Source organism: Paenibacillus sp. J31R30, from assembly GCF_059692115.1.
This window is the reverse complement of sequence record NZ_JCAUAV010000013.1, coordinates 134,725-156,037: the sequence shown is the minus strand read 5'-3', so window position 1 is coordinate 156,037 and position 21,313 is coordinate 134,725. Positions and strand designations below refer to the sequence as shown.

At 42.0% G+C, this 21,313-nt stretch carries 21 protein-coding genes; 1 reads left to right on the top strand and 20 read right to left on the bottom strand.

What is annotated here, in order from left to right:
* The 6 genes from AC58QO_RS28565 to AC58QO_RS28540 form a co-directional block, all read right to left on the bottom strand.
* The coding region (locus tag AC58QO_RS28565) for a hypothetical protein (protein ID WP_497271582.1) at positions 1 to 602 on the bottom strand (602 nt) is incomplete at its 3' end.
* A 469-nt stretch (positions 603 to 1,071) separates the two neighbouring features.
* Positions 1,072 to 1,293, bottom strand: a complete 222-nt coding sequence (locus AC58QO_RS28560; RefSeq protein WP_497271580.1) for a hypothetical protein — start codon at positions 1,291 to 1,293, stop codon at positions 1,072 to 1,074.
* A gap of 325 nt (positions 1,294 to 1,618) precedes the next feature.
* On the bottom strand, positions 1,619 to 1,831 hold the full coding sequence (locus AC58QO_RS28555; RefSeq protein WP_497271578.1) for a hypothetical protein: 213 nt from the start codon (positions 1,829 to 1,831) through the stop codon (positions 1,619 to 1,621).
* A gap of 240 nt (positions 1,832 to 2,071) precedes the next feature.
* The gene (locus tag AC58QO_RS28550; RefSeq protein ID WP_497271576.1) at positions 2,072 to 2,326 is read right to left on the bottom strand and encodes a hypothetical protein; all 255 of its coding nucleotides are present in this window, start codon (positions 2,324 to 2,326) and stop codon (positions 2,072 to 2,074) included.
* Between the two features lie 792 nt (positions 2,327 to 3,118).
* Entirely contained in the window at positions 3,119 to 3,226 is a 108-nt protein-coding gene (locus AC58QO_RS28545; protein WP_497271575.1) for a YjcZ family sporulation protein, read from the bottom strand.
* Between the two features lie 214 nt (positions 3,227 to 3,440).
* Positions 3,441 to 3,539, bottom strand: a complete 99-nt coding sequence (locus AC58QO_RS28540; RefSeq protein ID WP_497271574.1) for a YjcZ family sporulation protein — start codon at positions 3,537 to 3,539, stop codon at positions 3,441 to 3,443.
* Between the two features lie 278 nt (positions 3,540 to 3,817).
* On the opposite strand from AC58QO_RS28540, the gene AC58QO_RS28535 reads away from it, so the two are divergent.
* Entirely contained in the window at positions 3,818 to 4,588 is a 771-nt protein-coding gene (locus AC58QO_RS28535) for a TRADD-N-associated membrane domain-containing protein (RefSeq protein ID WP_497271588.1), read from the top strand.
* 426 nt (positions 4,589 to 5,014) lie between these two features.
* Here the strand turns inward: AC58QO_RS28535 and AC58QO_RS28530 are convergent, their stop codons facing one another.
* From AC58QO_RS28530 to AC58QO_RS28465, 14 genes are all read right to left on the bottom strand, one after another.
* Positions 5,015 to 5,227, bottom strand: coding sequence for a hypothetical protein (locus tag AC58QO_RS28530; protein WP_497271572.1), 213 nt, complete (start codon positions 5,225 to 5,227; stop codon positions 5,015 to 5,017).
* Between the two features lie 136 nt (positions 5,228 to 5,363).
* Positions 5,364 to 5,834 (bottom strand): DNA phosphorothioation-associated 4-like protein, encoded by a 471-nt coding sequence (locus tag AC58QO_RS28525; RefSeq protein ID WP_497271570.1) that lies wholly within the window; start codon positions 5,832 to 5,834, stop codon positions 5,364 to 5,366.
* Between the two features lie 20 nt (positions 5,835 to 5,854).
* Positions 5,855 to 7,894, bottom strand: coding sequence for an ATP-binding protein (locus AC58QO_RS28520; protein WP_497271568.1), 2,040 nt, complete (start codon positions 7,892 to 7,894; stop codon positions 5,855 to 5,857).
* Positions 7,891 to 8,070, bottom strand: a complete 180-nt coding sequence (locus tag AC58QO_RS28515; RefSeq protein ID WP_497271566.1) for a hypothetical protein — start codon at positions 8,068 to 8,070, stop codon at positions 7,891 to 7,893. The genes AC58QO_RS28520 and AC58QO_RS28515 overlap by 4 nt, the downstream gene beginning before the upstream one ends.
* Positions 8,057 to 10,189 carry a DEAD/DEAH box helicase family protein gene (locus tag AC58QO_RS28510; RefSeq protein ID WP_497271564.1) on the bottom strand — a complete coding sequence of 711 codons (2,133 nt, stop codon included), beginning with the start codon at positions 10,187 to 10,189 and terminating at the stop codon, positions 8,057 to 8,059. The genes AC58QO_RS28515 and AC58QO_RS28510 overlap by 14 nt, the downstream gene beginning before the upstream one ends.
* 6 nt (positions 10,190 to 10,195) lie before the next feature.
* Entirely contained in the window at positions 10,196 to 13,564 is a 3,369-nt protein-coding gene (locus AC58QO_RS28505) for a sigma factor-like helix-turn-helix DNA-binding protein (protein ID WP_497271561.1), read from the bottom strand.
* Positions 13,565 to 13,830: 266 nt separating this feature from the next.
* Complete coding sequence (locus tag AC58QO_RS28500) at positions 13,831 to 14,709, bottom strand: gamma-glutamylcyclotransferase family protein (protein WP_497271560.1); 879 nt, start codon at positions 14,707 to 14,709, stop codon at positions 13,831 to 13,833.
* On the bottom strand, positions 14,696 to 15,250 hold the full coding sequence (locus AC58QO_RS28495) for a hypothetical protein (protein ID WP_497271559.1): 555 nt from the start codon (positions 15,248 to 15,250) through the stop codon (positions 14,696 to 14,698). The genes AC58QO_RS28500 and AC58QO_RS28495 overlap by 14 nt, the downstream gene beginning before the upstream one ends.
* Before the next feature lie 161 nt (positions 15,251 to 15,411).
* Positions 15,412 to 16,425 (bottom strand): tetratricopeptide repeat protein, encoded by a 1,014-nt coding sequence (locus AC58QO_RS28490; protein ID WP_497271557.1) that lies wholly within the window; start codon positions 16,423 to 16,425, stop codon positions 15,412 to 15,414.
* Positions 16,426 to 16,690: 265 nt separating this feature from the next.
* Positions 16,691 to 18,295, bottom strand: coding sequence for a DNA/RNA helicase domain-containing protein (locus tag AC58QO_RS28485; protein ID WP_497271555.1), 1,605 nt, complete (start codon positions 18,293 to 18,295; stop codon positions 16,691 to 16,693).
* 250 nt (positions 18,296 to 18,545) lie between these two features.
* Positions 18,546 to 18,962: a (deoxy)nucleoside triphosphate pyrophosphohydrolase gene (locus AC58QO_RS28480; protein ID WP_497271553.1), complete on the bottom strand. Its 417-nt coding sequence runs from the start codon at positions 18,960 to 18,962 to the stop codon at positions 18,546 to 18,548.
* Between the two features lie 215 nt (positions 18,963 to 19,177).
* Positions 19,178 to 19,477, bottom strand: a complete 300-nt coding sequence (locus tag AC58QO_RS28475) for a hypothetical protein (RefSeq protein ID WP_497271551.1) — start codon at positions 19,475 to 19,477, stop codon at positions 19,178 to 19,180.
* A gap of 43 nt (positions 19,478 to 19,520) precedes the next feature.
* Positions 19,521 to 20,267, bottom strand: coding sequence for a hypothetical protein (locus AC58QO_RS28470; RefSeq protein WP_497271549.1), 747 nt, complete (start codon positions 20,265 to 20,267; stop codon positions 19,521 to 19,523).
* Positions 20,264 to 20,878: a hypothetical protein gene (locus AC58QO_RS28465; protein ID WP_497271547.1), complete on the bottom strand. Its 615-nt coding sequence runs from the start codon at positions 20,876 to 20,878 to the stop codon at positions 20,264 to 20,266. The genes AC58QO_RS28470 and AC58QO_RS28465 overlap by 4 nt, the downstream gene beginning before the upstream one ends.
* Between the last annotated feature and the right edge of the window lie 435 nt (positions 20,879 to 21,313).

Here is a 21,313-nt window from a genome sequence, read left to right as displayed (position 1 = left end):
TCTTTAAGTAGAGCAGTCTCTTTAAGCAATTTGTTTTTTAAGAAAGGTAGCTCCATATCATCTTGATCCTGCTGGATCTGATCAAGTTCTTGCAGCTTTTGCTCTTCTTCTGCTATCTTATGTTTTTTTGCTTCAATAGCTTTCCACTCTTCTTGATTTTTGAATTTCAAATGGATCTTATGAAGTTCGTCCTGTTTTTCCTTTTCTTCTTCTATAAGTTCTTTAATTTGATTTTTTTTAAGATCGATATGAGTCCGATATTCCTCACTCTGTTCATTATGAGTAAGATTTTGAACCTCTATAGTTAAAATCTTTATTTTATCTTTAAGTAGAGCAGTCTCTTTAAGAATTTTGTGTTTTAAGAAAGGCAGCTTCATATCATCTTCAACCTGCTTAAACCAATGGTCTAAATCTTCTTCACTTATCTGTTTGATTCGTGACCCGTGGGATTGAAATGGCAAATTCTCATTTTTTATGTCCTGTTGTAATTTAGCATACCAAAAATTCCAATTATCCTTATCCCCTCCAACCCTTTCGCTTAATTTTTTCCCTGCCTCAGCAACAGTTATAAAACCGGGAAGTGTCTGATATTCCCTTTGCATTGTATCCCCTCCTTTAATCCTTAATATCTTTATATGCTTCTATCTTTGGTCAAATTCGTAAAGAACCTAAAGAATTTAAAGAACAAAAATATATGAAATAAAATGTATAACCCAACGACGTTAAAGCCGCTTGAAAAATTTTTTTTAGCGGCTTGTGTAATCAACAAGAAATTAGAAGCCGCTAAAACAAGCAGGGTGTACGAGAAAAATGTAAAAGCGATTTAGAATTTATTCGTCATCCTCGTCTAATCTAAGTAAAACTTCGATTGATTTGCGCCATGATCGCCTGGATGTCGTCCGCTTCTTGTTACTTGCGGAAAAAGCAAAGATAAAACAACTGCCGTGCTTACGATGCAAGACCAAAAACCAAATTTCGATATGCGAGCTAAATACAATTTCTCGGAGTGGTTACCGGCCTTACTAAATTTGTGGGCATATATTTGCGCAAGCAATCGTTTTATATTGGATGTTAGATTATAGGAAATGCTTGGATAAGATGATCACGTAATCGGATAGCTTCTTTGTCCGTCATACTAATGATGTCGCATATAGGTTTGCCCTTGGCACTCATGCGTGGGAAATAAATATTAGTAATGCTTTCGGTTTCCCCAATCGTAGCCGCTACTAATTCCTCAAATTGATCAATCACCGTAGTCAAACGTGCCCTCTTCTGATCATTTTTAGGAATCATGCTTTCACCTCCATATTACTCTCCAACGTGTACTCATTGGATCCGACTATGAACCAAGGGGCAGTGTTTTGCGCCACTCGATACGCTTCGCCTACGTATTGGCATCATCTTCATTGTCGGTGTCAAATCTCTGCTTCTTCCCCTCATTAATTAAATGATCATTACCTTTAACTCCGGCAGGCTAGCAGCCAACTCCCGTATAACCCACAATGTCTTCGGTAAGCGGATGCCTTCTTTCAACAGCGGTCCCAAAAACGATTACTTCAACAATTCGGCCACACTCTGATCATTTTGTGAATCCATATCTAGTTTTGATCATAAGTAATCATACAATTGCCGTTTCGCCGGCAATATCTGGGTCGCGGTTTTCTTCTGGAATGATACGCGCCGCTTGCATTAAAAGGGATATTATCTCATCAATCAACCCATTTGTTACATGTTCATCTTGCGGAGATGCATCTTTGTGGGTACGTAAACGATTTACCGAACGTCTTAAGTCAATGGAAGTTTTACTAATTGGGTGTGTTTTAGGATTCAAGGTTAAAATCTCCTTTCATTTATCGAAATTGGGCGGAGACATGCTCCATATGCGACATGCACTAGAAGTGGTTTTTGTATGCATGCCGCAAAAAGATCCTCCTTGTGATTATTAATTAATAATTTCAAGGTTGGGTTATTATTATTCAATGTAGTAACATACCCGAAGAATTCGATCATCCAACTTCGCCTTCTTACCACTATTTGATGCCAAAACAATCAAGGTCCGTATGCGTCATTTCTATTGAATTTGCTTCGGCTTTTCAATGGATAGGAAAGTTTGCAAATCTTCATATGTTTCTCTCACCTTACCGTAGGACATATTAGCTTTAAGCAAAGGCAACGAGCGGCGTGAGCGATTACTAAATTCATGTGTTCTATACGTCTGTCTAATCTCATTAATTATATTGTTCTTATTGTTCCTATGAATTTGTGATGCTACTGCATACATCGCAACAACCACACCGCCTAACAGAACAGTACCGACTATCATCATTACCTAACACTCTCCTTCTTATAGACTTCCTTGCACCGTAAGTGGCAATCAATTTCATTTCCTGCACAGTGAGTTCACGATCAAACATCCTCTCCGACAATCTGCCCCTTACAGAAGCATAGCCGAATAACTTAAATTCAGTTTCAAGTCTCATGATTGTCAACCTATTTCACTCATCATTCAGCTTAATCCATTCCTCTTTCAGTGCTTGTCGTTCAATAACCATATCCAATCTGGTTAATCACCACCTCCATTTTCCAGGTAACTTCAAAATCTCTCTGGCAATTTACTTAGCATTTCCTCTCCTCTTTAAGTTGCTTTGTTTAATAATACGCTCATTAATAGTTGTCCTATTCGTAAGGAATTTAAAGAAAATAAAGAAATTAAAGAAAGCTTGTCCACATTATTAAAGCCAAAAAAAAGGTTTCTTCAGAAGAAATGGAACAAACATTCTCATATGCACTAGTCCGTCGTTTCCGTAACGCCATGACGTTTTCTTTCTTTAGCGCAACGATAACGTTGATTCCGACTGATAATGGAGAGTTATCAAAGTATCGAAGAAAGCGCTCTGGAACTGGCTAGAAGGTAAGTAAACACGGAAATAGGTATCGAAGTGGGGTTATAGACCTAGTGCGGAACCATCCACTTGACCATATATTGATATTGCCAACCACACACTTAACTCATTTGTCACCCTCGTTAAACAACGAGAAAAAACGGTCTGTATTCGCATCTATTTCGCGATAAGACCGTTTTTTTTCTCGATATTCTTTGTGATGTTGGTTTAAGGAATTACCATACAAAAGCTGATGTGATGATAACCAAAAGAATGAAAAGAACTAAAACAGCTGCTGCGCTGTTACCATAACCTGCACAACTTCCACCATAACCTAATCCCATGTTTACTCATTCCCCTCAAGTGAAATTTCATTACGGTATAATCATACGCTCGTTACAGGGTCCTTGATTGGACATACGTCAAGGGCTTACTTACTGGAAGGAATAAATAGGCAATGTCCTCATTTAAACAACGAGAAAAAAACGATCTGTATTCGCATCTATTTCGCGATAAGACCGTTTTTATTTTTCTTTGTGATGTTGGTTAGGAATTAAATTAGAATGCAAAAGTCATCAGGATAATAACCAAAAGAATAAAAAGAACCAAAATAGCTGCTGCATTGTTACCATAACCTGCACAACTTGCACCACTCATGTTAGTCAGTCCCCTCAAGTTAAATTTCATTACGGTATAAAATATGTTCGTTACATAGTTTTGATTGGACATAAGCCGTTTCTCTAAATTTATCCGGGGGCACTTGTCGCTGGTAAAACAGGGGTACGCTAAGGACGGTGTAACTATTTGGGCCCAATGGGCTGATCAAATTTAACGTTCGGGGCCCTCTACCCTAGCCCCAACAATCTCGGCAAACAGGATCCACGCCCATTCCTGAGCCTGGCAGATTATGGTAGTATGAAGCGGTTAGGTTGGTGATGAAAGGTGTGATTGATTTGGATTTTGACAGAACTTTTAAAATAATGAACTTTTGTATTGAATTGATGCGAGAAAAACCTATTGTTCGAAAAGCGCTTCTACTTGCCTCATCAATAATAAATATTTTACTTATTGTTATATTTTCGTATTTATATTTCTTTCGACAAACGCCTGTGAATCAAGTTGTAGGGTTTTTGCTAATATTTTTTGGTTTTATCTTTCTTTCCCTGTTGTCAATTTCTATTCTGTCATACACAGATATTAAATTTACAAATATTTTTGATCTTGAGCTAGAGAAAATCTTTCAAGAAAGGGATACTCTAGAGAAAAAGATCCAGGAAGCCCCCAAAGATGACGTGCTCAATACTATCCAACTAAGCTTAAACCACATTACAGAGTACTATACCATTAATAGAAGCCAAGCTAGGAAGAGCTTTGGCTTCAGTGTTTTCGCTATTATTGCAGGTTTGGTAACCATATTAGTTGGCATTTGGTTGTATTATTTCAACATAAATCCCCACATAGAAATTACCGTAATCACTTCTATTGCTGGGGTATTAATTGAATTTATTGGTGCGGCGTATTTCCACATGTACAATAAAAGTATCCAGCAACTGAATTTCTTTTATGAAAAGCTTGTCACGACTCAGGATACAATGCTTGCGATAAAGTTGACTGAGACTATTGATGATAAAAATAAACGCACTGAAGTAACCGAAAAAATCATTGAAGCGTTACTTTCTAAAAATAATAATGAACGGATACTATAGTTTCTCTAGATTCTTGCTCGGTGATTTATTGATTCGGGAGGCAGTATCTTATTGCACTCATACCCAGTGCGATTCGGTTAATTATAACCTTAACAAAAATACGTCTGTGTTCTCCCAACTGGACGCTTATTAAATGCTTCCATCCAATTTATCGACATTTGATTATCTCCTTCGTGTGTTTGTTTCCATTTTATCACAGCCCGTACCTTTAATATTTTGTTGGATATTGAAAAACGCACCAGGAATCAGCGCACTGTTCCTCAGTAGCATTGACAGACTCTGGAACAACCTACAAAGAAGGAATAAAATAAGAAACCCGCTCCAGGAAAGGTGCGGGTTTCTTATTGAGGTTGCTCACCTCTTTTTTAAATCACCATTTTTTTCTTCCGAATAATTTCTTGCCTAATGCAAACGCTCCGCCAACCCCTACAAGAATAGTGCAGCGGCTATTGCTGCAGCTCCCGCTACCGTGGCCGCGCCGACTGCTGTACCTGCAGCGGCGGTTGCTGCTCCTGCGACCGCTGTTCCGACTGCTGTTCCTGCCACAGCGGCTGCAGCGCCGGTTGCCGCCGTTGTTACAGCGGTTGCCGCACCAGCAACACCTACTCCAATAGCCGAACCTGCAACGGCACCTGTCACAGCGGTTGTTGCCGCAGTGACCGCTCCTGTAACTACTCCCGCTCCGGCTAACGGTTATGCATATTGTATAAGCCCCTAGTTCTTTGAACAGGGGCTTATATAACTTATTCGGAGGATTAACAAATACTATGTCGCATTAAAATGGATCTGAGCTGATTGCTTCCTCGTGGATAAATACGAGTAAATCCTTCTCAAAATCAAACGAACTGTTCTTGATATCCAACACTAGTCGTCCGTCCGCAGCGGTAACCAGATACGTGCTCAGAAATCGCTCGATAAAGACCTGCATACCGCCCTCAGCATACTCCTCTAGGATCGGTCGGAACTCTTCAATTTGCCCGAGTTTATCCAGCTGCATCCCGGCTTTTGAGAAGGCAATTGTCACGTAAGGAATCAGCTCCTCCTCCGTAAGCGTCACAAAACGAAAATCATTCGTTGGCCCTGAGACTGTCAAGCTGCGGTTGTATTTGTAGCCGAGACTGGCGCAGAACATAAACGTTTGAGCGTTCTGAGGGAAGATCCCTTTATCACGTAGCGTATGGTAAATGTCTTCGTACTTCTTGCTCCAATGTAAACGGGGGTCGCCCGTGTATGATATTGCTCGCATTATCCTGTCTCCTCCCCGTGTTATCGATCCGGCTGAAAGCCAAGTACGCTTTCACGGATCACTTTAGTTTTGCCCGCCTCCGGAATGAGCAGACGGGATACCTCACCCCATCGGCCGGTTTTGCGCAGCTCAGCGCATTCGACGCGCGTAAACTCAGTATCTGTAGCTAGCAGGATCCACTGTGGCGTCATGTCTGGGATCAGCCGGAGCAGGTTGTCTCGATTTTCCCCAGAAATCCGACCAAACGGTGTATCCATGAACAGCGGGATTTCAAGGGTTTTGTCGGTTCCACCAGAAATGCTGAGAAGCGAAATAATAAATGAAAGCGATAATATTTGGCGCTGGCCCGAAGACAGATTCGGTAGAAAGTTGGCGCCGTTCCATGCGAGCACTTGGAGTGAGAAATCTTTCTCGATTTTCACTTCGCGAAGGTTCTGCCGACTGTCCTCATCAATAAATTTGCGGAAGTTTGTGGTGGTCAGTTGCTCCACTTCGCGAGAGATTTCATCCACGAATTTAGTTTGTATCGACTTAAGCGCATCTTTGGTGGCACTTGCTATCTCTTTCATTTTGACCTTGATATCCTTCTGCGTTTCCTTCTTTTCCAACTCTTTGATGAGGAGGTCAATTTCGCGCTTTTCAGTCGCCATACGGTTAACCTCTTCACTGCCGCCGTTTATTTGCAGCCGAAGTTGCTGGATCCGCTGGGACAGGTTGTCGCGCGCAGTCTGCAGATTGCGGAAGTCGGTGTTAGGGCTTTGTCCGATGTCTTCACTGATATCGTCGATCGCTTTTTGCAGCTTCTTGATCTCTCTATTGATCTCGTTGTAGCCTTGCAGTAGCTCACCACTTCTGTCGTTTGATGTCTTGTTGCGTTCAATCATAGAGCGAATCTCTTCCTTAAGGTCGATGAGCTCCCGAGTGTGGTTTTCCTCCTGATGCTGATCAATGAGCATCTTGACGGCCTTATCCTGCTTGCTATCCGGGGTCACGTCGGAGTCGCAAATGGCGCATTTCCGATCCGTCAAAATCTTATGCAGCAATTCCTTGGCAATGTCGTACGGATTGCTGAGGTTGGAACGGATAAGCTCCAGGTCACTGTAAAATCGCGTATACTCATCCTTCATTAACAGGTTGAAGCTGTGTTTCGTGAACTCACGGATTTTGACAAGTTGCTCCGTTTTGCGTGCGGTCAGGTCCTTGTGCTGCCCAGTAAGGTGTTCACGACGGATAACTTTTTCGCTGATCTCTTGGAAACCTTTGAGTTGGCCATCGATCTGTGAGATCTGCATTTCTTTGAGCTCGAGCTCTGCACGCCAGCCATCTGTTTTTTCTTCAAGCTCTGTAATCGCCTGTTCTTTCGCCTGCTGCTCAGCTAGTTTTGTACGGTATTCACCACTAGCAGAGTTTTGGACTTCCTGGTGGTAATTGGTGTAAAGTTTGGATACGGCCTGCAGTGATTCGTCCAGCGCGTCGAGCTTGAGTAGGTTTTTGATTCCTTTTGCTACTTCTTTCTTCTGACTCTGTTCGTCCCTCATCAAGTGCTCGATACGCTCCCCGTCGAACAGGAAATAATCCTTCATTCGTCGGTCAAAAATTTGGTTTACGATCCTAGCAATATCCTCATCCCGATCGTAAGTATTGCTTCGCCCTTCCCGATCAATATGTTTGAGGCTGGCAGAAAGGAAATCCTCCTGAACCTGGTTGTCATCGAACAACTGGGAAACAAGGATCCGCTCCAACTCAAAATATTCCCCCTGATGAGAAAAAAACACTTTCACTCGTACCATGCCGGACCCATCCACTGACTCCCTCAACACATTGAGGTTACATATATAGTAGATGTCGCCTTTTTTACCTAAATCCTTGTCTTTTGCAAGTTCGGACACACCGAACAAAGATACCATCAAGGCACGGTAAATGGTTGTTTTGCCCTTGCCGTTCGCACCGTACACGACAGTGACATTTTGACTACTATCCGCAGGAAAACCCGCAAAATGTATCGTTTGCTCTCCGTAATACTGTTTGAAATTATAGAGTTCGAGCTTTTCGATTTTCACGCGTGGCCCTCCTCTTGCAAAATCTTACGCATTTTATTTTCCAGTTTTCGCAGCACTTCCTGCTGGTTCAGTCCTTGGGTGAAGCTCTGTAGTGCCTCGATGACCATCTCCTGTACTTCACTCGGGTACTTCTTTAGCTCATCCATAATTTTCGGATGTACATCAGTTGTATTCATGTTCTTCCAACTCCCCTGTTAGTGTCGCGTAAATCTCTTCCGGTTTCAAGCTGAGCAAGTACCCAAGAGAGTATCGCTCCAGCACCTCGAACGCTTGATTATGAATGGCTACATGGTTAGTTGCACAGAGGTAGAACTCCACAAAACGTGCAAATTCTCGCTTCAAGATTGTCTCCGGCGCGCTACTCTCGTCACCAACCGTGCTAGGTGGGATCATGATAAAGTCGTGGATGTATGCGCGTTTCTTAGTGAGTGTAGTACGCAAAATGCGCCCACGACGCTGGATAAATTGCCTCGGATTCGATGTACTAGCTAAAAAATATGCCCGCTTCGTCTCTGGTACATTGACCCCTTCGTCCAGGCATTTCATTGCAACAATCACCTGGATGTCTCCTCGGTCAAACGCCTGTAAAATCAATTTCCGCTCCGCATTGCCCGTTTCCGCCACTATTTCCTGCACGCGTAGACCGCAGTTGGCGATCCGCCGCAGGATCTCTCGGTGCTTGCCTTCGGGGCAATAGACGATTGTATGCTTAAAGTTTTCCAGGCCAATCTCGGCCACATGACGTTGAAGTACTGAAAAAAAGCTTTCTATTTTCGCCTCAGCCCGGTTTAGCAAGTTGGCCCTCTGTGCAGCGAGAATACTCGCAGCCTGGCGACGGGATGGGTCTTTTTTAGCAGCCTGCAAATGGTGCATAATGCGGAGCGATAGTCTTTTGTACTCGCGATAATCATCTTCCCCAATCTCTACATAGTGGGGGGTAAATTCGTAAGGGGTAAGGAAACCATTTTCAATTGCCTTTTCCAGCCCGAACGATATGACCTCACGCGAAAAATAATTGGTCACCACTTGAGTACCCCCCGGGTCACGCCACCGCTCTGGTGTGGCCGACAGGCCAATCCGCATTTGGATATCCGTGTGAAGGGAGTTACGTAGATAAGCTGCCCCGAGGTAATGAGCCTCATCACCGATGAACAAAATGCTATTTTTATCCCGAACCTTCGACACCAACTTAAGAAATTTATCCTCATCCGCATTGGATTGGTGGGTCACGATGAAGCATACCGCCTTTTCAAATCCGAGGTTATAATCGTCAATGAGCGAATTCGCTTCGAACAGCCAGTTGCGTGATGTGGACAGCACTGGTAAGAAACCAAAAGTCTGAACCTCATCATTCCACTGCTCTACCAAATGCTTGAACGGGACGGAGACGATGAGAGCAATTTTGCGACGTGCTTTGAAGATAACTGCTGCTGCGGCGAGTGAAGTGATCGTTTTGCCCGTGCCCGTCGCCATCGAAAAGAGCCCGCGGTGATTGTTTTTTTCCCATTCTTGGATCGCTTCTTTTTGATAGCCATGCAAGCGGATGTGCGAAGGAAGCCGAATTAGTAGTTCTTCTTCCTCTGGTTGGGATTGGGTTAACTTTACATCGTACGGCCGATTAGTATGCTCAGAGATCTGTACCAGCTTTTCACGGACCAGTCCCGGCATATCGTACATCCGGAAAAAATCATTCTCCCCCGCCCACATCCTGCAAAACCGATCCTCATGCTTTTCTACATATGGCGCCTGCCCCTCGATCCACGAACAATAGACCGAAAAACTTTCGCCATTATAGTTCGCATGTACCGAATCGTTGTAGCTGCCGTGAATCGCCACACTGTCGCCTGACTCATCTGTAAATACTGCAAATTTGTCGTGAAAGTCGCCTTTGTTGTTCCGGGGGATCGCGAACTTTACGTCCAATAGTCCATCTGCAACTAGCCAGGCGAGCAACGTCAACGTTTCGCGCGCATTCTTCGTGCCTTCCTGCTGTAGGCTATCCAACTCGTGTACGAGCGCCTTGTACAGCAGCTGGTCCTCTTTTGCCTCTTCGCCGCGCTGTATTGCTTCATAATCTTCCTTCGAAAGATGCGGAGAGGTGATGAGTTCCGCTTTTCCTTTTCGTTCTATGAGGCTTTGAATACCCCCCATGTTCAGCCGCAACCATCCCGACGTAAAATAGCCAACGCCCCGCCGATAAAGTACCGAATGGTCCAACAGGGGCAAAAACAGTTTATCCACGATACTGTTTTCTGAAGAGTCGTAGACATAATCAAGCTTAAGCTCACGCAACACCGCTTCTCACCCTTTCCTCTGCAGGCTATAAAGTTCCTGCGTCATGATCTCCAGTGATGGTGTCGTAACGTATGGCACGTCTTCGTCTGCCCCGTCGTTGTAGTACAGTTTGCTCAGGTATCGGGTAATGAGATTCAGCTCCTGCAGGCGCTTCTCCATTTTGCCTATGGAAGTGGCTCCACCGAACTCTTTGATCAGCACGTGGTTAATAAGGTCTAATTCGTTTGCTAGGACCGCCGGATTGTCTTCCCGAATGACGACCCGGCCTGTGATACCCAGGATTTCAAACCGTTCTTCCTCTTTCAAAAGCGAAATCATGAGCGCCGACGTCCAGGAAATGTCGTGGTCCAGCTTCGGAAGAAGCGACTCTATTCCGGCCACATGGATAAAAGCGTCCATATCGAACCACGACTGCCCTTGTCTGTGAAGCTCATCGAACGCATCGTCGATGAGTGCAATGAATATGGCCTGATTGTCCCCGTTCCAGCCGATCGTGTCCCGGTGCACGAAGGCGATTGCCATGTCATTTTTGAATTCATAGGTGATGAGGTTATCCGAGTTGTAGAGTAAATTGTTCCACCCGATGCTCTGAAAATAGCTTTCCAGCTCGCTCCGGTAAAACACCCGTTCTCCGCTCAGCATATGCGTTTCGAGCAGTGCCATTCGCGAACGTCTGTTTGACGATGCTTCTTCCTCTGTAGGATCGAACAGCCCAAGCTTAGGATAAATGTAAAAGCTGAACACATCCGGATACTCCCGGTCTAACAGGTAATATAGGATATGGTAAGAGTCGACACCTGCCAGCTTCATGACTGCGCGATTAATAATTTTGATCGACACGACGGATTCGACTGACTCTAGCTTACGGACGAGCCAGTTTTTGACGGCTTCTAGTCCTTTCTCATTCACCTTCAGGTTGTCGATATGGATATACTCCTCGTAGCCGGCCCGAATAATCTGGTCGCCCATCCGCTGCTCAATATGGTATGTCTGCCAACCCATCTGATCCTTAAATAGATCGAGCACCTCTCTACGGCCCACTTTTCGCTTCTGGGATTTTATGTACTCTTGGAACATTTGGGACAGGGGCTGTCTAGCCGCTTCCAATCCGCCTTTCAGGCAGAGGCGTGGCGCTTTGACGAAGTCGAAGTGTTCCTGCCCGTACAGCCGAAAGCATGTGTAGAGCGAGTATGCGTTTGTGATACCGATCTTCGCGAGTTCTTTTTGAAAATGCCATAGCGTGCGCGTGAGGCGGATCTGCGGAGCCTGGCTGTCTTTCAGCAACTGCACCGTCCAGGCCATCATGGGCTCGATGTCTTCGGATTTTACTCCAATGGAAGAATATGGGATGTAAAAGCCGTTGTCCCAGATGAGCACTTCCTCCTCATTTCGCAGCAAGCTCATATAAATGCTACGGTCGTCATTGCCGGCAAACTTGTCCGGATATATCTCTAGGACCTTGTCGGTGAACCGCTGCGAATCCTTGATGATGGCCAATCCATCAGGAAAAAATGCCTCAAATACTACCCACGTCAAGTCTTTTTTGGTTCCGTCTGTGACAAAATACATTGACTCGTACATAAAAAAACGGTTTGGAATGACCGTCTCCTCCACAAGTGCTGGGCTAAGATGAGAGGTCGGATTTTTTTTGAAATAATCATTGATTTTCTCTTGGAGTCTGATAGGATGGTACCACTGCCGCCGCTCACTGAACAACAAATAGGTGATGAATTCCTCTATCTCTTCTTGCAGTCGCGTCTGCTCTTCAGCCAAAAACGCATGATACTCCGTGCTGAATGTGATGCCCTTGATGTCGCATTTTTTAATTATGCTCGCCAGCACTGCTTCTTCCGCTTGGCTCAGCTCAACAGGGCTATCAACAATCTCCTTAATTGGCACTAAATTGTGCTTAGTTCTAACTGATTCGTAAAGCATAAACACCAAGGGCATGTGGCGGAACATAAGTAGTTGAAAGCCTTTAATCTCGATTTGGCGGATGCGCTCGCGTGTGACACCTTTTTCGTCCGCAATTTCCTGCAGAGTCATTTCTCTACCGAAGGGTCCTTTATTAACACGTTTATTGAGTACGTCCCATACGCTCGCATCCAGCATTTCAGGGTGGCAGTTACGGTTCTCGGCAATGGCGGATAGGTCGAAACAAAACCGTTCCCACAATACGGGTAGCGGTGTGTCGTTTTCTTGCCCATCCAGGTTTATTTCTAACACCTTGAACACTTGGAGCTGAAGGTTTATACGGGTGCTTTTTCTCCAGAGAATTTCGAGAAGTTCACTTTTTGTGAATCTGGTGAGCTCTCCCCATGTCCGGATGCCTTGTTGAAGGAGCCGTTTGGCGACTTCTGGGTACGATGTGTGCTTGGTGATGACGGTCACGAAGATATCGACAGGTTTGTCGAAAAGTAGTGCGGGCACGTAGATATGCTTCTCTTTTTGGACGGTGTTTGTCAGGTTATCGTTGGTCATCGCTTGTGGGCTGGTGTTGCTGTTCTCTTTTATATCCGTCAGCAGCTCTTGCATGAATTTTTCGATTTTGCCTATACCAATCTGGGGCAATGTGAGAAAATACTCTAGCCGTTCAGGTAGCTGTCCGTACGTCGTCACGCCGTCCGCAAGTAGGAAGTTGATGATGCGCAGTACAGAATTGGAAAATGCTTGATCCATTTTGCGAGATAGCATACTGCTAGGAATCGTGATCGACTTGTCTCCGAAGCAGACTGTTTTGGTAAGGACTTCAGTCTCAAGGGCTGATTTGACGGGTGAGACAGAGACCGTTTCGCTGTAAAAACCCGGTGTCTGAGGTTCTCTTGAATTGCTGGCTCCGGTGGATACCGGAACAGAGACAGTCACCGCACCATTCTCCTCTGTGATATCGCCGAACTTATTGAAAATACGAAAATGCTGCAATTGCAGCTCGTCAATTAATGACTCATACCAAGAAGAAAGGTTAAGCTTATCCATTTGATGCTCAAGCGTAGGAAGATGCAGGAAAGAAAAGTCCGCTGCAGTTCGCAGGCCGAAGCTGGTCAAAAACGATGAAAGATACTGTTCAGTTTTGTATGTTAATGCCACTTTCGTATCGTGTGGTTCTGTTCCGTAGTAAGTGAGAAACTGGCCTTGGTTGAGATTGCGCGTCGAATAAGGTTCCAATTTCCCTGTGTACTGAATGCCGAGAAAACCCAAGATTCGCACGACATTGTAAAACATCTCAGAATTTTCCCTATGGAGTAATCGTAGATTCTCCTCAGTTATTTGACCGAAGGTCATACAATCGTATTTTTTAATAAAGTAGCACAGGTCCGGGCTGGAGCTCCGAATGATGCGCTTCTCAAGCCAAGGATGGATGCTGATTGTGCTCATGGTACACCTCGTGTTTCGCAAACAAGTTAGATTCTAGTATGAAATTCGATATATAGTGACAAGAATCCTTTATTTTCTCCGACAGGAATTATTATCCATAAATTATCTGAAAGAAGCACACATACAAGAGGGCTCTTGACCCAAATCTATGCGTGCTTTTGCAATCGATACTGGACCTCCCATTTACCAGAGTATGCGAATACGAGGCCGTGCCCGAAATTGGCTCCTTTCGCCTTTAGCGGCTGTTTCTTTACTTAACATACTTGTTACATTTGAATCTTAGCGATAAATTTTTGTTCAATATCTTCTTCGAATTGTTTCTCATACTCTGCCGACCATACCGTCTTTCCACCGCGTCGAATTTCTTCAAGATATTTTTCTGGAGGAGCTACTTCCTTTTCCGCTTTATTAATGACAAGGAAAGTAAGTACATCTTTTAACATTTTGTTTGCCACACTAATATCGACAAAGGCCGGTCGATATATATTGTTATTTACTCCTTCTCTTTCAAGCAAATATTCTAGTGCCTCATTTCCGATGCGATATGTCTTTCCTTCAACGACTCCGCCGATTTCAACCATATCTGCTCTCCCACCGTCAGTCGCCTTTCGTGTGAATTTTAGAGAATATCCTTCAATAATCCCCCTTCCAATTACTTCTTGAAATAAGTGCCCTTTATTCCTTTGCTTGAACCTTTCATCGTCCATGCAAGATCCATAGGCAAAGTAGACACTATCCACATCGTGTTTTTGGAGTTGATGGAACTTCCAATCACCAAATTCAATGTACTTCAATTCATTGACTTTACTATCTGGATATACATAGACATAGGCTTCTTCATTACCATTGTCCGTATAAATTGTTTGAAGCACTCGTTCGTAGTGGTTGTTCCTGCCTTTTCCGTAAAAGCCTTCAAATGCATCGAGTCGATTTAATATAACGGAAGTTACTCGATACAGTTCTCCGCATACCCGCTCCCCGCGAGCTTGAATCATCGCGGGGAAACCATATCCTGTATCATAAAGTCGACCATCGGTAGAGCATTGTTTGCAGACGAGTTCAGAGGAAGCGAGAAGACGGTGATTTCCTTCATGAACTCTTAAGCTGCCGTAAACAAATACGAAAAATGTGTTAGTTTGTTGCATCGAAATCCCCCCCTCCTAGTTCACCCGTTTTATTGTTCGCGTTCATGGTGTTGGTCCAGACATTAAACTTGCGTGCATAGCCTGTTTTACATACTTCAACCTCCATACCGTATTTGAGAAGTATATTCAGTTGTTTCCAAATCGTAGACCCCTCAAATACGCTAATGATGGTTTTGTATCTATACGTCAAGCCCTGGCACAACGCATACAAACGTTCGCGGTTCACTAGATCGATATCATATACCTCGAAATAGGCATCCTTGTTCCAATTGAACAATTGTTTCGCCGCATCCTGAACCTCTTTGTCCTGCAGGACGTAAAGGGCAATCATCAATAACCCGTCTTCCAACATGTTTTCCATTGTAGGAATCCAAACTATTTTTTCGAGTTTTTCTTCTGGGTTGTGATTAAAGATATTATGCTGTACTAATATCCAAGCCGGACGACTATTCTCGGATAAGAATACGTAATGCGTCGGGTTGATCCCCCCATCGTACATATGACTATTACCCACCAAAATTTGTGCTGTCATCGTTGCCATTTACATCATTCCTCCTCATTTGATTTGCTTTTATTTTAGCAGGGGTATAATTACACCATATCATTGGAGCTTCTGCTGTTTTCTTGCGACACCCCTTGCTCATGAATCAATAATAAAAAAAACGCAATTACATGGTGTAATTGCGCTACATTCGTTATGTATTAATTATCGTTTCTTTTAAAAAGCCGAAACTCCCCGTTCCAATTCCACTGATATTTACTCCGTGTGTCCGTCACAATAGTTTCTAAAATTCGATCCATATACGGGGTATCCTCGACATGCGATATTTTAACACCAACTAATTCGGGGTTAAAACATAGCTCGAGACTTCGACGGACTTTCAGGACTCTAGCCGCGATTAGATTATAGTTATCTGAATCTTCAAATACATCCCTTAGAATGGCTTCTTGGCTAATAGCTCCTTCGTTTGTCAAAAGATACGCAACCAAATCTGCTTGTTTTGGACCTATGGTTATTCCTGTTATGGGACCTCGGAAAAATGGACTATTAATAAGATTTAAAATAACTACATCTTTTGGTAATGTGTTGCCGAAGCCTTCACATTCCTCCAATTCCTCATCCGTAAGGTATTGAGGATCACCATGACTTGATATCATCAGGTACGGCTTTTTAACAGTAGTTATAGCTGTCTCGAGATGCATTTCTAGAATCTCTAGCATATTGTCCTCATCTTGATTAGATGATAAGTGTTTTGCTTCTTCCAGAAATTTTAAAGCTTCCTTTGAAGAACCACTGGAATGTAAAGAGTTGGCCAGATAACATAACGTTTTGAATCGATAGTCACGTGGCAAAGCGGCAGAACGTATTGCTTTCTTAAAATGTTCAATCGCCTGGACATATTTTTTTTCAACTTTCATAGCAATAAATCCTTGATGATAATTCGCGTAAGTATTATCTGGTTGAAGCTCAAGTAGCTTCTCAAATAATTCCCGTGCTTTTTTGGGCTTCTTTTGTTCCATCTTGATATCTTTCGCTTGATCTAACAACAATTTGCAAAATGTAGCTTGATAACGTCGATTGCTAGGATCTTGTTTCATTAACTTTTCAAAAAGCTCCGAACCTTCTTCCCACCATATTATATTGGGTAATGTCCCTTCTTTATCCCACCATAATTCTTCTTCTTTTAATAGGATTTCCAAGCTTTGCTCCGACATATAAAACTCCTCCTGTTGAAATGTAGGTGATATAGCAAGGATCTCATAGCTCCAAAAAATTTAGATTATTTCAAATGTATGATACCGCGATGTGAAGGTTATCAAGCGAAGGATACTCTTTATGTGGATTACTAATGTGAATTGAAGATGAAACTGGGATAAAACCTTCTCCACGTGCAGTTAACTTATATTAGCTCGCTTTAATATTACTTGATATTTTTCGGTATTGTTCCATAGCTCTGTAAAGACCTAATCTTCATTTTTCTCAAATCTCATCTACACCGATTTTCAAAAACATTTCATACGTCTCATGCAACTCCGCTGGTACATACAGAACCATCCCCATCCTAGCCCTGGATAGTAGCACTCGATAAATATTTTTAAGAATTGTTGGGAAATCCTCAAATTTTGAAGTGTTCTTCCTATATACATTGTCTTCTACTTGCCATCTACCATTACGAATAAAATAGTCTCCCCCCATGCATACCAGCGGGAAGTCGAGCTCTAGGCCTTGGCACACGAATTCAGTGGCACCTTGTTGCCATGTTTTACTGTCACGCTGAAACCATTTCCCAGCATCAATATCTTTCATATAACTTCTGTAGGATGGAGTATTTGTGATCGATTGAACTTTTCTTTCATCAACTTTAGAAGAGACCAACATTCCGTACATCATATCTGGGTAGTCTGATCTTTTTTGTTCGATGAATTTTTTACAAGTTTCGTAGTCGCGTGAAATCCTGAGAATATATCCCTTCTCTTTCATCTTTAATAACTCTTGTGTTGCACCTTCAAGATTGACATCTAAAATAGACTCAATCCACTTACTCGTGTCAATAAAGTTGCTTCTAATACTTGTATTCAAGAACAATTCATTGAATTCTCGAACGTATAATCCTTTAAAAATATCTGTATATTTAGGTGGTACAAGGATCTGCCAAGATGGATGTTTTATAAGCGCTTGGTTCCAGAGTGGCATCCCCTTTTCTTCTCCTATATGGATGGCCTGCCCATCACCAATAAAGCATATAATCGTTACAGAGTCGTATTGTTTATATATTTTTTCTCCAACTTGGAGTAATCCTTCTGGTTCACTTGATGCCCCGCCCATTTTCTCTGTATCCCAAGCACGTTGAGCTTCGTCGAAAAAAATGCAATGAAACGGTGGAACACTGCTTGAGTTTAAGTAGGCTTTTTTGAAGGCATATACACCTCTAATATAGGTTCTGCCATCGGAATTATTTAACTCCACATCTTCAAGTTGAGTCTGTAATACATTCACAAGCGGACCATTGCCGGAGAGATAGATCGATGCCATTGGATTATTAAAACCCCTAAATTGATAGGAGTTATAATCATAAAGTGTTTTTAGTGCGACCAATGTTTTACCCGCTCCTGGTACACCAGAAACAAAGATAATTTGTTTCTTTTTTTCTTTGGTTTCATTTTTATAAATTCTATTCTTTATTAAATTAACCGTCTTACTAATCTCACCTTCTTCAATATTTTTGATATTGGGAAGAGTTCCATTCTTAAATAAGTCTAGAGTTGCCTTAATGATGGATGGTATAGGCTGATAGGATGATTGGGTCCATTCGGTTACTTCGTTATCATTTTGAAATAATTCGCCTTCCATATGTAAATCATCAAGGAAGCCATTTTTAACGAGTATGCTTAGCCCAAGAACTGGTTCTTGTTTAGTAGTTGCCTTTGTTAGTACTAAATAACTTTCTACATTTAAGTTCCGTGTGGATGTCTCATGGTGGAATTTAAGTATATCTTCTCGATAGCCTATTGCTTGTTCTACATCTTCAAGTAGAGCGCAGTCCTTTCCCTTAAATTCTAATATGATAACACGTTCCTTTAACATAAGTAGAACATCTGGTCTCCTACCTTTTTCAAGCGGGAGCATATATTCAAATACGATATACAGATCTCTAATTCTATCTAGATGCGGGAGGAATGTACTCTTTAAAAAAGTGTATGTATCCATCCATGAATACTTAAGTGAGGCATTTACAGTTAGATCGTACCTAACTAAAAAATCAGTTAAGCAAGTCACCAATGTTTCTTGGTTTAGATTACAAAAATCGGCAATACTCCCTTTCCAACCATAAGACTCATTCAGAGTTCTCACCTCTTCCAAACTCATTAGAACAAAGAATGTCTACTGTCGGAATGTCCGCAGGTGCCCAATGAAGAGATCTAATCTCGTCAAGTGCCATCCACACAATTTTCTCGTGTTCACTTGGCACCGGTTCTCCGGAAATGATTTTTGCAGTATATGTAATCAATTTAACATTAATATTTGGGTACTTATGTACTATATCAGTGATAAACTCACCAACTTCAATTTCACAAAGCAACTCTTCTTTGATTTCTCTTACTAATGCAGCTTTGTGATTTTCACCTGGCTCGATTTTCCCTCCCGGGAACTCCCAATAACCTGGAAGTGACATTTCTTTCGATCGTAGTGCACAAAGAATCTCCTCATTGTCATTAATAATTACTGCCCCTACAACGTTAACTTGCTTCATAGAACATTCCTTTCTGTTGCAATTAGAGTAAAGATAGCTACATGAGCTGTTAAACAAATTATATGCATTTTATGATGAGTTGTAATGTTCAGAACTACGCTATTTTCGATGCTATTTTACCGTAATCAATTGTAGCGGCTATTCCCCTTGGGATTTATAAATAATAGCTCCTGCATGAGCTGAACGTTCCACCTACTAACCCAAATTGATATCAATTAGTAGATAGGACCATCAACAAATACGGCTTTAAAATAAATATTAATGACCCCTTCTACATCTGTTTGCAACAGCCTCTTCTTTGTGTCAGAAAGCCATTTGTATACTTCTTTACCCCGCATTTTTTTATCAATTAAATTAATCTTTAGACGCTGATCACCAGTTGCGGGAAACTGCTCCAGCGAGATGGTAACAGAGTATGTATTCAAAGGATCAAAGTAACGTTTGAATGGTTTTGCTATCCAATCTAAATCTTTGTAATGTAGAGATGTCTTTATCTCAAATATTTCGTCTCTCATCCTTATCCTGCGAATTATTTGCGTGTTAATACCTATAGTTTTTCTAACTCAACATGTTATCGTTAGCTAGTTCTTTCGAAGATGAGAAAATAAGCATTTCAACAAATCTAACTAAAGTAACTCTTTCTTTCTGAGCTTCCATTTGTAATAGTGGAAGCAGATCCGATGTTCGAAGAAACTGATGTAGGGCTAAAATGTAAGCATGATAATGTCTGAAACTTTTCGTTTTCCCGCCAAAAAGTACAGTATGTATCTTCGCATCATAGATGGGAAACAATCCGGGGAAAGTAAAATGTAATAACTTTGTAGTGGTTGAGAGGGTGCTATTCCATGATTCATTCACATGTATTATTTTATCTGCAAATATAACAAAATCCTTAATAAATGCAGGGTTATACTCATTAGATGAAACAAACATGGACTCTTCATTATTTGCTGAATGTATATCTCCCTTAAGGGAATTTAACTCAACGCTTTCAAGCCGCGCATCTCCGAATTGCTTTTCTAATAAAGATAAGGCATTCATTGCATCTATATCAAAGCCTCCTGCGGGTATTGCGGCAACCCAAGAGAACACCCAAGAGATTCTTTCCGCCCAGCATTCCAGCAAGGGTGATTTTCTGCTTTCCTCATACCTCCTTATGATAACTGGATACGTCGTCTGATACCAACGATTCTTATCTTTATATTCTCTTTTCCCACTGATGGCAGTTCGCTTCTTCATATGAGCATACAGCTTCTTTTCATCCGGAAAAATATCGTTCAATCTAGCAACTGCTTTTGCGATCATGATTTCCTCCGAAGGCATATTTCAAATTGCTCATTAACGGTAAATTCCCGAATGTCGTGTCCTTCACCATCGTCCCACTCCATCCAATCACCTTCATTTTGATTCCACACACTTAATCCTAAGGCGTTTGGTGAACATAATGTTTCATGAATATATGTATCGACAACGATAACTGCAGTTAGGAGATCAGGAACAGGATAGCGAGTAAACACACGCTCATTACCAACTTTTTTAGTAAACCATACAACATATTTTGCTGGAGAGGCGGCCACTTCGGTATGCTCATCTGTATATACTTCAATGGCATGCCATGAGTTATAGAATTTTGTCCTCAGACCTTCCTTCTGATGGACAACAATGCTCCGTTTATCTCTTAACTCTGAGATCGGTACACAAGCAAAACTAGCATCCTTAAAATTATATCCTGCCACGAATTGCAAAACTTCTTTTCCCTTTCGACTTTCTTCATCGTTATCAAAAGCCACAATTTTGTAAACTTGATATGGAAGCGTTGAATCGTTATACGCTCCGTCAAACTCTAAGTGTCTCACTAGTATACGAACTTTTTTCTCGCCTTTTAAAAGCTTGAATGCTATACTTTGGCAAATCACTAGAATCTCGTGAGACTAGGTAACCTTGTTCGGTTAGCATTTCAGATACTAATCGCTCACATTGTTTCTGATCATATTTCACCATCTATTTTACACATCCCTATATTACTTTATATCCATATTGTACCATACACTCAAATATTGGTAAGCTAACATCATTAGATATATTGTCTACTTATCTATTACGGATAAGCAGATTTTTTCGTTTGAGTTTATTGGGATCAAGCATATGAAGATGAAATGTAAAATAAAGAAGAATACGTGGATCTAAGCGTTTATTAGCAACTATGCCACCTATAATTATTGAATCAAACCTCTCTCGGGATCATTAAGCGTCCACTTCCATAAAAAAAGCTGCCGATTTTCGCGGCAGCTGCAGAACCTCTGATTAATATATATCTTTATTTGCATAATACAAAAAGAACCATCTGTGCC